Origin of the sequence: Hymenobacter jejuensis (genome assembly GCF_006337165.1) — a bacterium.
Classification (GTDB): Bacteria; Bacteroidota; Bacteroidia; order Cytophagales; family Hymenobacteraceae; genus Hymenobacter; species Hymenobacter jejuensis.
The window spans coordinates 2,638,988-2,652,277 of the sequence record NZ_CP040896.1 but is presented as its reverse complement, the minus strand read 5'-3'; the positions used below and the strand labels follow the sequence as shown (position 1 = coordinate 2,652,277).

The 13,290-nt window shown below is 56.1% G+C and carries 11 protein-coding genes; 6 read left to right on the top strand and 5 right to left on the bottom strand.

The window, feature by feature from the left end; translation table 11 throughout:
* Nucleotides 1-107: 107 nt before the first annotated feature.
* From FHG12_RS10955 to FHG12_RS10945, 3 genes are all read left to right on the top strand, one after another.
* Nucleotides 108-2,750: a T9SS-dependent M36 family metallopeptidase gene (locus FHG12_RS10955; RefSeq protein WP_139515767.1), complete on the top strand. Its 2,643-nt coding sequence runs from the start codon at nucleotides 108-110 to the stop codon at nucleotides 2,748-2,750.
* A gap of 96 nt (nucleotides 2,751-2,846) precedes the next feature.
* Entirely contained in the window at nucleotides 2,847-3,278 is a 432-nt protein-coding gene (locus FHG12_RS10950; RefSeq protein WP_139515766.1) for a hypothetical protein, read from the top strand.
* Between the two features lie 5 nt (nucleotides 3,279-3,283).
* Entirely contained in the window at nucleotides 3,284-4,105 is an 822-nt protein-coding gene (locus FHG12_RS10945; RefSeq protein WP_139515765.1) for a J domain-containing protein, read from the top strand.
* An 86-nt stretch (nucleotides 4,106-4,191) separates the two neighbouring features.
* On the opposite strand, the gene FHG12_RS10940 is transcribed toward FHG12_RS10945, so the two are convergent.
* Complete coding sequence (locus FHG12_RS10940) at nucleotides 4,192-4,956, bottom strand: TerC family protein (RefSeq protein WP_230471090.1); 765 nt, start codon at nucleotides 4,954-4,956, stop codon at nucleotides 4,192-4,194.
* Nucleotides 4,957-5,072: 116 nt separating this feature from the next.
* Complete coding sequence (locus FHG12_RS10935) at nucleotides 5,073-5,564, bottom strand: YajQ family cyclic di-GMP-binding protein (RefSeq protein ID WP_139515764.1); 492 nt, start codon at nucleotides 5,562-5,564, stop codon at nucleotides 5,073-5,075.
* Between the two features lie 213 nt (nucleotides 5,565-5,777).
* Between FHG12_RS10935 and FHG12_RS10930 the strand changes: the two genes are divergently transcribed.
* Nucleotides 5,778-6,215, top strand: coding sequence for a GNAT family N-acetyltransferase (locus FHG12_RS10930; protein ID WP_139515763.1), 438 nt, complete (start codon nucleotides 5,778-5,780; stop codon nucleotides 6,213-6,215).
* Between the two features lie 71 nt (nucleotides 6,216-6,286).
* Here the strand turns inward: FHG12_RS10930 and FHG12_RS10925 are convergent, their stop codons facing one another.
* The gene (locus tag FHG12_RS10925; RefSeq protein WP_230471089.1) at nucleotides 6,287-6,517 is read right to left on the bottom strand and encodes a DUF962 domain-containing protein; all 231 of its coding nucleotides are present in this window, start codon (nucleotides 6,515-6,517) and stop codon (nucleotides 6,287-6,289) included.
* A gap of 145 nt (nucleotides 6,518-6,662) precedes the next feature.
* Between FHG12_RS10925 and FHG12_RS10920 the strand changes: the two genes are divergently transcribed.
* Complete coding sequence (locus FHG12_RS10920; protein WP_139515762.1) at nucleotides 6,663-7,133, top strand: PaaI family thioesterase; 471 nt, start codon at nucleotides 6,663-6,665, stop codon at nucleotides 7,131-7,133.
* 109 nt (nucleotides 7,134-7,242) lie between these two features.
* Here FHG12_RS10920 and FHG12_RS10915 read toward each other — a convergent pair whose 3' ends face one another.
* Entirely contained in the window at nucleotides 7,243-8,256 is a 1,014-nt protein-coding gene (locus FHG12_RS10915; RefSeq protein WP_139515761.1) for an NYN domain-containing protein, read from the bottom strand.
* Between the two features lie 556 nt (nucleotides 8,257-8,812).
* On the bottom strand, nucleotides 8,813-9,553 hold the full coding sequence (locus tag FHG12_RS10910) for a metal-dependent hydrolase (RefSeq protein WP_139515760.1): 741 nt from the start codon (nucleotides 9,551-9,553) through the stop codon (nucleotides 8,813-8,815).
* A 265-nt stretch (nucleotides 9,554-9,818) separates the two neighbouring features.
* Here FHG12_RS10910 and mfd point away from each other — a divergent pair, with 265 nt between their 5' ends.
* A complete protein-coding gene (gene mfd / locus FHG12_RS10905; protein WP_139515759.1) occupies nucleotides 9,819-13,256 on the top strand; it encodes a transcription-repair coupling factor in 3,438 nt (1,145 codons plus the stop codon).
* Nucleotides 13,257-13,290: the final 34 nt, after the last annotated feature.

The following is a 13,290-nucleotide window of genomic DNA, read 5'->3' as shown; positions in this document are numbered from 1 at the left end:
TCTGCTTTTAGCCGATTGCCCGCCGAATTTATCGGTTTTGTTAGTAGATTTGGAAATAGAGTCCTCGTTGTTTGGTGGCCACTCTTACACCCATCTTCCTCACTTTTATGCCCCTAAATTTTACCACTGCCCGGTACCGGGCGTTGGCGTTGGCCATGCTCCTTTCTTGGCCGCTGGCCACACAGGCCCAGGATGCCTCGGTTCAGCGGGCGATACGCTACCTCGAATCGAAGCGGGCTGCTTTGGGCCTAACCGAAGCCGACGTGCGCGACCCGTTCGTGACCGACTCCTACACCGATGCGCACAACGGTGTGTCGCACGTGTACCTGCGCCAACGCTACCAGGGCCTGGAGGTAATCGGGACCGAGATGAACCTGAACTTCGACCGCAACGGCAACCTGCTCAGCCAGGGCGGCAAGTTTCAGCCTAACCTCGCTCAAGCCGTTCGGAGCACGTCAGCTGCCCTTACGGCCCAAGATGCTACCGCTTCAGCGGCCCGTTCTGTGGGCTTGGCTCCTAGCGCACTACGGCAGGCCCAGCCTGCCACAGCCAACCGCGGCCCGGTGCTGAGCGACCCCACGATTTCGGCGCGTGAGATTCCGACCAAGCAGGTATACATTCTGCAGCCCAATGGACAGGTGAAGCTGGCTTGGGACGTGGCCTTTATGCCGCCCGGCGGCGACCATTACTGGAATATGCAGGTCGATGCGGGCACAGGCGCCGTTCTGAACAAAAACGACTGGACTACCCAAGAAAAAGCTCCTACGCTTTCCTTGAAAGCGGCCTACAACGGCACCCCGTGGCTACAAGGCGCTCCAGCGGCATCGGGCGACGATACGCCGGCCAAACCCGCGGCCACCGCGACGTACAATGTGTATCCCATTCCGGTGGAGAGCCCCACTTACGGTGCCCGTAGCGTCCTGACCAGCCCAGCTAATGCTGCGGCTTCGCCTTTTGGCTGGCACGACATCGACGGCGGCTCAGGCCCGAAATACACCATCACGCGCGGCAACAACGTGTATGCCTACGAAGACCGTGCGGGGCAGAACAAGGCAGGATACTCGCCTGATGGCGGCGCATCTCTGAATTTCAATTTTGCGCTCGACAACACCAAGTCGCCGCTGATAAACCAAGATGCCAACATCACCAACCTGTTCTATATCAACAACATCATGCACGATGTTAGTTTTCAGTACGGGTTTGATGAAGTAAGCGGCAACTTCCAGTTTAAGAACTACACCGACAAAGGCTTGGCCGACGACGACGTGCAGGCCGAAGCGCAGGACGGTGGCGGCGTGCGTAACGCCAACTTCTCGGCCCCGCCCGACAACTACAACCCCGTGATGCAGATGTACATCTGGCCGCGGCCGGCTATTGCTGATCTCACGGTCACGCAGCCCAGCACGATTGCCGGGTCGTACGTGGGGGTGCAGGCAGAATTTGGTAAATCCTTTCCCACCACAACGCCCATCGCCGGAAATCTGGTGCTGGCCAACGACGGTACTAACACCCCCAATAGCGGCTGCGCGACGTTCACCAACGTGGCTGAAATCACGGGCAACATTGCGGTAGTCGATCGCACATCTTCGTGCAAGTACACTGATCAGGTAAAGAACGCACAGGCAGCCGGCGCTACGGCGGTCATCATCGTCTGCAACGAGCCCGACGTGCTCTACTATGTCACCGGTGCCCGCACCGATACGGCTGGTATTAAGATCCCCTCAATGATGATCTATCAGGCTGATGGTCAGAAGATTAAGAATCAGCTTACGGCGGGCACGCCTGTCAAAGGCTCGGTATTGTTTCGGTCGCAAGCGGCGGCCCGCGACGGCGACCTCGACAACGGCATCATGGCCCATGAGTACACCCATGGCATCTCCATTCGCCTGACCGGCGGCCCTGCCAACTCCAGTTGCCTCAACAACAAAGAGCAGATGGGCGAAGGCTGGAGCGATTTTGTAGGCCTCTGGATGACGACCCGCCCCACCGACAAAGGCGAAACGGGCCGCGCCGTGGGCAACTACGTGCTGGCGGCGCCCACTACGGGTACGGGCATTCGTAACAAGCTCTACAGCACCGATTTCAGCATCAACAACCACACCTATGCAGAAGTCGGTCCGGTTTATACCGAAACGCACGACGTCGGCGAAGTATGGGCCAGCGTGCTGTGGGATCTGAACTGGGCTATGATCGGGCGCTACGGCTACGATGCCGACCTGTACAAAGGCACGGGCGGCAACAACAAAACCATGCAGCTCGTCATCGATGGCATGAAGCTGCAACCGTGCAAACCCGGTTTCCTGGACGGGCGCGATGCTATTCTGAAGGCCGATCAAGCCGATTACGGCGGGGCTAATCAAGCCCTGATCTGGCGCGTATTTGCCCGCCGCGGCATGGGCTCCGATGCCGTGCAAGGCAGCAGCGACGACCTCAACGACAACAAAGCAGGCTTTGCGGAGCCCGCAGCCCTCGCGACCAAAACTGCCCTCGACGAGTCGTCGTTGGAGCTGTACCCTAACCCCGCCAACAACGAGCTCACGATCCGCTCGTTTGCGCGTAGCGCCAGCCCGGTCCAGATCACCGTACTCACGGCGATGGGCCGCACCGTAAGCTCTACCACCGCATCGGCGACCAAGGCTAGCCAAGATGGCGTCCGGGTTAACACGCAGGCTCTGGCGGCGGGCGTGTACATCGTTCGCCTGACGACCTCCGAAGGTACCGTGACGCGGAAGCTGGTCGTTCAACACTAATACCTGTTCCGTTGTTGGTTGCTCACAAAACCCGCTTGGCTTTCTGCTGAGCGGGTTTTTTCTTACTGATTCATTTTTACGTATTGTTTGTGCCCTATGCCCCCTTCCACTCCCACCGTTTCCGCCTACGATCTCGCTTTGCTGGCTTTGCGCCCTTCGCTAGCCGAATTGCCTGGGCCTGCCAATGATACCGTTGGTGATTTTCTGCACCGCACGCTGCGCCCCGTGCTGAAGATGCAAAACGAACTGCTGCTGATGGCCGTAGCCGATTTTGTACGCGACCACCATATCCCGCTGGCCACTGCCAGCCCCACCGATCGGGAACGGCGGCTGGACGAGTTGCTGACGCGCAACGTAAAGCTGCGCTACACCGTGATCGGCTTGATAACCGGCCTCTTTACGAGCGGCGAAACTACCTTTTACCGCCGCCAGCGCGCCGAACTTAATAGGCGTATTCTGGAATTGGCAACCCGCCGCGCCCAGGATCAGGCAGACCGCCTAGTCGGCATGCTCACCGAAGCTATCTGAGTAGGATGACGCATTACCAGACGCTGGAAGTAAGCGAGCAGGCCACCCCCGACGAAATTCGGCGGGCATATCGCCGCTTGGTGCTCCTCACCCACCCCGACCGCACCCCCGATCCTGTCGCCCACGCACGCTATCTATCTATTAATCAAGCATATGACGTATTAATAGATCCGACGCGGCGGCAATACTACGATGCCCAGCTTTGGGCCTGGCGCAATCCGCCGGTGGCGGCGCCTGTTGCTCAGCCCCCTCATCCCCGCGACCGGCATTACGGCACCCGCCGTGCAGCCCGCCCAATTATTACGCGGCCCGGCCCGCGACCGGCTCCCTACGCGGCCGAATACGCCCATTACGCACCTAAGGCTCGGCTTGTGTGCCTAATGTTGCTTACTTGGTTTGCCCTAATGGCGCTCGACCGGCTGGCCGTACAACGCTATCCCAACGAAGTGGTGCAGAGCCGGGAATTTCACTCCTTTGCAGGGCGCAACTTTACGCAGGTTTGGCATTCCATCCGAACGCCGCACGCTACCTTTCGCATCTACGACGATACCATCGGGTGGCCGGCCGTTGATCAGCATATTGCCGTTGCCCGAACGCCCGTTTTCGGCATTGTCACGAGCGTGGCCGACGCCGATTCTGCGGCGCCGCAGGCGCGCTTGCACCCGCCCAGCATCTATAATCTTTTTGCGCCGTTGCCGCTTGCCATGGCCCTGACAGCGGCGCTCGGAGTGTTGCCGACCAGCACCAACCAACGGCGCGTCGATGCGTGCGTGGTGGCCGTGCTGCTAGCCCTCCTGACGCTCATCATGCTATTCTTCTACCGTTAGCTTACGCTGAAGTGCAAGTAAAATAAACAAGGCCCGTTTCTCAGTGAGAAACGGGCCTTGTTTGCAACATAGTGAATATCAATACCTTAATCGTACTGCGAATCGCGCAGGTGCACCGGCTGTGTTTTCTTGCGCAAGCGCATGTTCAGCAGTTCCACCACCAACGAGAAGGCCATGGCAAAATACACGTAACCCTTCTCGATTTCCTTATGGAACGCTTCCATCACGAGCATGATGCCGATCATGATCAGGAAGGACAGCGCCAGAATCTTGATGGTAGGGTTGTTGTTGACGAAATCGGCGATGTAGCCCGAGAAGGCCAGCATGATGCCCATGGCAAAGATCACGGCCAGAATCATAACCAACACATTATCAACGAGTCCTACAGCCGTCAGAATCGAGTCGAAAGAGAAAACGATATCGATGATAACGATCTGAATGATCACGCGGGTGAGGCTGTCGAACTTGCCGGCGCCCACTTCCTCTTCCTCGCCTTGCAGCTTGGTATGAATCTCGGTGGTGCTTTTGGCCAGCAAAAACAAGCCTCCGGCCAGCAGAATCAGGTCGCGGCCCGATACCCCAAATGGCCCACTTTCAAAAGGCAGATTCAGGGTAAAAAGTGGCTCTTTCAAGCCCACAATCCAAGTGATGCTCAGCAGCAAACCGATGCGAAACAGCAGCGCCAACAGCAAGCCGATGGTGCGGCCGCGCTTCTGCTGCTCGCGCGGCAGCCGGTTGACGACGATGGAAATGAAAATGATGTTGTCGATGCCCAGCACGATTTCCATAAACGTCAGCGTAAGCAGGCTGACCCAAGTATGGACGCTGGAAAAGGCAGAAATATCAAACACAGAAGGGGAATATTGAATGTTGTATGTTAGATAGATTGTGCTGGATGTCGAATATGCAAGTGTTTGACTATAAATTGCTTACATATACAGCATCGGGCATTCAGAACTCAACATTTCTACGATTTCATGTTCACGAATTGCAGCGGCTGCCCGATGTCGGTGCGACGCAGCAGCGCAATTACGGCCTGCAAATCGTCGATTTTCTTGGCCGACACCCGCACCTGATCGTCCTGCATCTGCGCCTCGACTTTCAGCTTGGCGTCTTTGATGGCCTTGATGATCTTGCGGCCCGCCTCCTTGTCGACGCCGGCCCGCACTTTCACCGTTTTTTTGACCAGCGCCCCGCTGGGCTGCTCCTCCGCCGAGAAGTCGAGGGAGGTGCCGTCGATGCCTTGCTTGACCACGCGGGTAAGCAAAATATCTTCCAGCGCCTTCACGCGCATGGAGTTTTCGGAGCTAAGCTGAATGGTATTGGCTTTCTTGTCGAGTTCGATGCCGCCTTTGGTATCGCGCAGATCGTAGCGGGTCTGGAGTTCTTTTTTGGCCGTATTGACCGCATTCTCAAGGGTTTGCGGATCAACTTTGCTTACAATGTCGAAGGATGCCATGGGAGATGAATCGTTGGGAAACGAGAAAAAAGATGGGGCCGCCTTAGGCTTCGGGCGGGCGCCAAAGGTAGGATTTCTGATAATTTACGGATGCAAACTGGCCCGACTTTGCATGTTTAACTCCAAAGCGGTCGCAAAAGGTCAACAGAATGCAGTACGTAACTGCGTGGCTTTGATTTGTTTACCAATGTTTTTAAGCTTCTTTTCCGCTGTATGCACCTCACCCAGCCCCATACCCCCGCCGATTTCGCGGCGTATTATCAGTTGCGCTACCAGGTGTTGCGCCAGCCGTGGAACCAGCCCGAAGGCTCGGAGCGCGCCGACGACGACCCCGATCCGGCCACCTTCCACGCCATGCTCGTGGCTGATGACGGCACCGTAGTTGGGGTGGGCCGCTTGCACGCTTCTGGGCCGCAGCAGGGGCAAATGCGCTACATGGCCGTACACCCCGATTGGCAAGGACAAGGGATTGGCCAACAAGTACTTACTTACTTAGAAGCCGAGGCCCGCCGGCGCGGCCTCACCGAAAGCATTCTGCACGCCCGGCAGGCAGCGGTGCCGTTTTACGAACGCGCGGGCTACTCGGTAGTGGCACCTTCGCATACGCTCTTCGGAACTATCCCGCACTTTTTAATGCAGAAATATTTATAAAATTCTAATAACCAACTGGTTATATATTTACAAAATTCAAGAAATCCGCCCAATCCGTAAGAATCCGTGGTTCAGAAATGTTCGCGGCCGCGTAGCAGGTCGAAGTACAGGCGGAAGTCGCCGCGCAGCGAAAGCCACGGATGCTGAAAAGTAGCAGGCCGGTTGTGCTCGACGAAGAAATGGCCCACCCAAGCAAAACCATAGGCCGCTACCACACCCGCCAAGATCAGCAAGGGGCGTTGCCACACCGCAGCCACTACCAACGCGACGAAAAAGAGGGTGGTGCCGATGAAATGCAGCACCCGCGTACCCCGGGTAACGGGGGTAGAATTCGGCGAAAGTGGGATGGGCGGAAGATGTAGCCATAGGTTGGGACAGTTCAGGTAAAGCAACCTAACTTTTCAGCCAATATCCAGTTTATCGCCGCAGTTGCGTTTTCCTCACTTCATGGAACAAGTACCCGAAGTTGCCACCCTCGTGGCGATTTACAACCAGATTAACCAGTACGGACGCGCCAACGGCATGGAGCTGACCGTAAGCGCCCCCGGCGAAGTAGTATATAGCATGACGGTGCGGGAGGAACACCTTTCTTCGCCGGGCACTTGCCACGGCGGCGTGATCGCGGGCCTCATGGACGCCGCCTTGGGAGCGGCCGCGCTCACGATGTCGTTTACGGCCGGCGATCTGGTTTCTACCGTTGAGTTTAAGATCAACTACTTGCATCCCGTGCGCCTGCACGACTATCTGGAGGCGCGCGGCCACGTCGAACATTCTGGCAAAACGCTCATTGTGGCCAGTGCCGATATCATCTGCCCCAGCCGCGACTTAGTCGTTGCGCGCGCCTTGGGCACCTTCAACCGCTACCCCGCCGACAAGCGCGACTTCTACCACATGCTGAAAACGAAAAGCGAAGAATAACGGCTTTTGCTGCTTCCGGCAGCCACAAAAAAAGACCGCCGGATGGCTGGGGAGCACATCCGGCGGCGTCAGTCTAACCCGAATCGTATAACGAACGGCGAAAGCGGTATTACAAGTGGTCGGGCGAGTCGATCGACTCGTGCTCGTGCTCCTCTTCGTACTCATCGCCGTCCTCCATCTGGGGGGGCTGCACTTTGCGCACGTTGCGGGCACAATCTTCGTCGCGGTGGTTGCGGCCCACCGTAAACTCCACCCAGTCGCCTTCGCGCAGGTCGTTGAAGTCGCCCTCCGACATATCAGCGTAGCTGAAGAACAGGTTGTTTGGCGGCATCACGACGAAGCCAAAGCCGTTCTTGAGGTTTTTGATGGTGCTAATACCTACCGTACCTACCGGGCCAGCCGCCGTTGGCCCCACTGGGCGCACAACCGTCGACTTGGGAGCGGTGGGAGTATAAGGCGTGCTGTCAGACTGGCTAACAAACAGATTATCAATAAGTTCTTCACCGCTAGCTAAACCCTGATCGATGATATCGTGCATCGAGATGGGGTAGGTAGCGAACTCGAGCAGCTGTTGCGAAGCGCGTGTAACGCGATTCTCGCCTTTGAAATCGGTGTACTTGAAGTCCCAGTTCAGTAGCATCACCCGGGTACCGATAGTGTTAAGCTTTTTGATCAGGGGAGCGTAATCGCTGTCGCCAGCGATGAGCACGACGACGTCGAAGCTTTTGTGCAGGGCAAGTTCCAAGGCTTCGAGTGACAGCCACACGTCGATGCCTTTTTCCTGCAACCGGCCGTCGCGGGTTTTCAGAGGCATGTAGTGGGTCGTGACACCCAGATTCATCAAAATATCGTCGAGCAGACGGTCGTGAAACAGACGGTCTTTGTCACGGGCTTCGGTAGCACTCAAGCGGCCTCGGAAGAAGTGAGCATCCGTAATTTGACTTAAGCGAGCGTCAACATCTTCTTCTTCAGCCACTTGGTGGCGAATAAATTCATGCAAGCCCTCCAAGCTAATGCGAGCCTTACGGTCGTGCTGGAAGTAGTAGTAATCACTGATTTTAAGGAAATAATTGCCGTCGTAGAAGACACCTATCCTGATCAGGGGGCTATTCATCTGGTTCATACAAAGAGACTAAGAGTTGTGCGCAAAGGGTGTACTAAAGAGCAGGTAAACAGAGAGCGGGTATTCGGTACTAACAGGTTCGGGGCGGTGCGGCCAAACATGACTTGGCAAAGATACAAATCATTGAAAGGCAACAGTAGCACCAAATACTTGTCCCGATTAGCAACCTAGGCTGAAACGTGCTAATAACGGTGGATTTCCCTTGCTGAGCAGCGTAAAGTGGCGGAATAGAAATGAACTCTTTATGAACTAAAACTCGGTACCAACACCTGCAAACCATCAATTAACGCAAGGCCCTGTAGCTCTTTTCTATTGTCGCATCCTACATAAACTAGGCAGCAATATTAAATGAAATATATTTATAAATAGCCAATAATACGAATACTAAATCCCATAATTATACAGCCCTGAACAAAGCTAACCGCTTCATAGTGTAGATACAACTACAACGCAATAATTGATTTATCCAAAGCTGGGGCTACTAAAACGGTTATGTGAATGCTACCTCCACTAGCAATAAATTTGAGTAAACTGCGTTTTTATTAGTTTAACTCACTTAAAACGACATTCGCGCGACAACTAAGCTTAGTACCAGCGCTGCGTATATAGTACAAATTCCTACTTCCAAGAGGTTCCCCGAAGTAGAGCCGGTGCGGATAAGCGGAATTTTGAATGCCGTTTCGGAGAACGGCATCAGCCATTTTACTCCCGCTTTAGTCAGCGAATCGGCGACGAGATGCGATGCGTAACCCGCGCCAGCAAACTGCGCTACCCCGTGCCACCCCAGCGTTTGGTTGGCCAGATACCCAATATACGTCCAGAGGCCGGCAGCCCAGAGCGTGTGCGTCCATGTCCGATGTGAGGTGAAGGGAGCCAAAGCTACAAAAGCGCCTAGCAAGCTCAACCATAAAAACTCGAAATACAGTCCGGCCAGCACCGTCAGGATGCCCGTGAAAGCCAACGCCAAGCGCCGGGCCGAACCGCCCTGCATCGCAATCCCGATCAACCCAAACGACAGGGCCGCCGTGAAGCCCATGCGGCGATCAGGGCCTTGTGGCAGCATGAAGTGCGTATACGCCGCCAACCCGCCTGCCGCTACCACAAATGCCACCCTAACGTAGTTGCGCGAGAACCCTAAGCGCTGGCTCAGCCGCGACTCCGGGTGATCGAGGTCGGGTGCGAGGGCCGAAAACCCCGCCAGCGCAATGCCCGCAGGAGAAAAGGGAATTCCGGTAACCAGACCGCCTACGGCCACCCCGGTAATGAGGCCAATGGCAAGATGAGAAGAGCCGCGCACGAAGTAAAATGCAAGTACTACAAAGCACGAAGATACCTATCTAGTGCTCAGCTTTGGCGACGAGCACCAAGGCTTTTTAGCAGCTGTTGAGGTATTGCATGGTCAGCATTTATACCGAGCCAGAGATCTAAATCAGCTCGTATGGGCATACATAGGCCCGGACGGAAACTTTCACCCGCTTCCGGTGGTATTGACATAGCGCTGCCCGACCGGAAAATCCTCCGGCCGGGCTTCTACCTTTGTCCTCCCTCCTAGCCGATACATTTTGAAAGTCACTGATTTTCTTCAGCTCTACCGCCTCGACCCCACCGTCATGACGGTGGGAGCCCGCTTGAACCCTGCCACTCGCCACTCGTTGCGGGCCCCCGAACCGAAACCGACGGAGGAAGCCCTTCAGCTGCGTTTGCATCTGCGTGGCCTCGTGGGTAGCCAGGATGCGGTGATTGCGGCGGCCCTGCATGGATTGTATCCGGAGCAGCATCACTTGTTCATTTTGCACGACAAGGATGAAGCTAATTATTTCCAGGCCGACCTGCGGCATCTGCTTGGTAATGAGCACGAACCGTTGTTGTTCCCGAGTTCCTACAAGCGGCCCTACGAGTTCGACGAAACGGAAAATGCCAACGTGTTGATGCGAGCCGAGGTCCTCAACCGCCTAAACTCGAAACCTACGCGCGGCGAGCTGATCGTGACTTATCCCGAAGCGCTATTCGAAAAAGTTATTAACCGCAAGTCTTTGGTAGCCAATACGTTCCTGGTAAAGGTAGGCGAGAAGCTGGACGTCAACTTTATCAGTGAGATGCTGGCCGAATACGATTTCGAACGAACGGACTTTGTGTATGAGGCGGGACAGTTTGCGGTGCGCGGCGGCATCGTGGACATTTTTAGTTACGCCAACGAGCTGCCCTATCGCATCGAACTCTTTGGCGATGAGGTCGAAACGATCCGGACGTTCAACCCCGAGACACAGCTTTCGGTAGAGCAGCGGCCGCAGGTGAGCATCATTCCGAACGTACAAACCAAGCTGTTGCAGGAAACCCGCGAGGCGTTCCTGGATTTCATTCCGCGCAACACGACCGTTTGGGCCAAGGACGTGCGCCAGACCATCGACATCGTGGGCGAGTCGTACGACAAGGCCGAAGAACGGTTTCAACTGGTGCTGGAAGCGGCTGGCGGCACCCAGATTGTGAGCAAGCCAGCAGATTTGTTCGAGACCGGACGCTCGTTCAAAAAGCTGCTCGACAACTTCGCGGTGGTGGAGTTTGGCAAGCGCTTTCACTTCAAAAACGCCGAGGAATTTCACTTCTCCAGCAAGCCGCAGCCCAGCTTCAACAAAGACTTCAACCGCATTGTCAAGGACTTGCACAAGCACCAGCAGGCAGGTTTTACGTGCATCATCAGCGCCGACTCGGTGCGGCAGGCCGACCGGCTGCGCACCATTTTCGACGAGCTCGACAACAACGTCCGCTTCGATCACATCCTGCTGGCCCTGCGCGAAGGCTACATCGACGAAACGCTGAAACTGACGGTATACACGGATCACCAACTGTTTGAGCGGTTTTATCGAGCGCAGGAAACCCGAAAATTCTCTAAGAATAAAGCTCTCACCCTCAAAGAGTTACGCACCCTCAAGCCCGGCGACTACGTGGTGCATCAAGATTACGGCATTGCGCGCTTCGCGGGCTTGATGCAGATCGAGATCAACGACAAGCTGCAAGAGGCCATTCGGCTGGTGTACCGCGACGACGACGTGCTGACGGTCAGCATTCACGCCCTGCACAAGATTGCGAAGTACTCGGGCGCCGAGGGCACGCCGCCCACCATGAGTAAGCTGGGCTCCCCGGAATGGGAAAACAAGAAAAAGTCGGTTAAGAAGAAGGTTAAGGATATTGCAGCCGAGCTTATTCGGCTGTACGCCAAGCGCAAAACGGCGCCGGGCTACGCCTTCGCCAAGGACTCGTTTATGCAGGCCGAGCTGGAATCGTCGTTCATTTACGAAGACACGCCCGACCAGGGCAAGGCCACCGAGGACGTGAAGCGCGACATGGAAGTGCCGCACCCCATGGACCGCCTCATCTGCGGCGACGTGGGCTTTGGCAAGACCGAAATTGCTATTCGGGCGGCCTTCAAAGCCGTGGCCGACGGCAAGCAGGTGGCCGTGCTCGTCCCGACGACCATTCTGGCGATGCAGCACTACAAAACCTTCCGCGACCGGCTTTCCAACCTGCCGGTGAACGTGGAATACGTCAACCGCTTTAAGAGCACCAAGCAGATCAAGGAGACGCTGGGGCGCGTGGCCGAGGGCAAAACCGACATTCTGATCGGAACGCATAGGCTCACCAATAAAGACATCAAATTCAAGGACTTAGGCTTGCTGGTGATTGACGAAGAGCAGAAGTTTGGCGTCAAGACCAAAGACAAGCTCAAGGAATTGAAGGTGAACGTGGATACGCTTACGCTATCAGCCACGCCGATTCCGCGCACGCTGCACTTCTCGCTTATGGGCGCCCGCGACCTGTCGGTGATCGCCACGCCGCCGCCAAACCGCCAACCCGTTCAGACGGAATTGCACGTATTTGACGAGCTGCTGATTCGCGATGCCATTGCCCGCGAAATCAAGCGCGGCGGGCAGGTGTTTCTGGTGCACAACCGCGTCAAGGACATCGAAGAAATGGCCAACATGGTGCTGCGCCTCGTGCCCGACGCCCGCGTAACTTACATCCACGGCCAGATGGAAGGCGACTTGCTCGAAAAGCGCATGATGAAATTTGTGGACGGCGAATACGACGTGCTGGTTTCTACTAACCTGATTGAGAGCGGTTTGGATATTCCGAATGCCAACACCATCATCATCAACCGCGCTCACCTTTTTGGTTTGAGCGACCTGCACCAGATGCGCGGCCGCGTGGGCCGATCCAATAAGAAAGCGTATTGCTACCTGCTTACGCCGCCCGTGGCCGGCCTGCCCTCCGACGCCCGCAAACGCTTGAGCACGCTGGAAGAGTTTTCGGACCTGGGCGCGGGCTTCAACGTGGCCATGCGCGACCTCGACATCCGCGGAGCCGGCAACCTGTTGGGCGGTGAGCAATCGGGCTTTATCAACGATCTGGGCTTCGAGACCTACCACCAGATTCTGGACGATGCGGTGCAGGAACTGAAGGAAACCGAGTTCCGCGACCTGTTTATCGGCGACCAGACGGGCCGCTTGCAGGACGCTGCTGGCACGGCCCGCCCCAAGGAGTGCAACATCGAAACCGATTTGCAAATCCTTATTCCTGAGCAATATGTGAGCAGCGTGTCGGAGCGCTTGCAGCTTTACTCAAAGCTCGACCGCGTAAAAGACCCTGCTGAGCTGCGCAAATTGGTAGCCGGCATCGTGGACCGCTTCGGGCCGCTGCCGGACGAAGTAGGGCAACTTGTGGACATCGTGAAGCTGCGGTGGCAGGGTTGCCAGGCAGGATTCGAGAAGCTCACGCTGAAGAAAAACCTGCTCAAAGGCTACATTCCGGCCGAAAACAACGAGGCCTACTTCCAGGGCGAGACCTTCGGCCACATCCTCAACTACGTGCAAACGCACCCGCGCACCGCCAAAGTCAAGGAGCGCAAAGACCAACTCATCGTCAGCATTGAGGAGGTGAAGAACGTGCAGGCCGCCAAGCGGATTTTGGCGGAGTTGGGCAGCGAAGAGAAGGTCGGTGTATAATTAATTGACAATCAATTAATTACAAAAGAGCCCC

Bases quoted from the DNA above. Each gene is read 5' to 3' on its own strand.
- FHG12_RS10955 (WP_139515767.1), top strand. From the start codon at position 108: ATGCCCCTAAATTTTACCACTGCCCGGTACCGGGCGTTGGCGTTGGCC.
- FHG12_RS10950 (WP_139515766.1), top strand. From the start codon at position 2,847: ATGCCCCCTTCCACTCCCACCGTTTCCGCCTACGATCTCGCTTTGCTG.
- FHG12_RS10945 (WP_139515765.1), top strand. From the start codon at position 3,284: ATGACGCATTACCAGACGCTGGAAGTAAGCGAGCAGGCCACCCCCGAC.
- FHG12_RS10935 (WP_139515764.1), bottom strand. From the start codon at position 5,564: ATGGCATCCTTCGACATTGTAAGCAAAGTTGATCCGCAAACCCTTGAG.
- FHG12_RS10930 (WP_139515763.1), top strand. From the start codon at position 5,778: ATGCACCTCACCCAGCCCCATACCCCCGCCGATTTCGCGGCGTATTAT.
- FHG12_RS10920 (WP_139515762.1), top strand. From the start codon at position 6,663: ATGGAACAAGTACCCGAAGTTGCCACCCTCGTGGCGATTTACAACCAG.
- FHG12_RS10915 (WP_139515761.1), bottom strand. From the start codon at position 8,256: ATGAACCAGATGAATAGCCCCCTGATCAGGATAGGTGTCTTCTACGAC.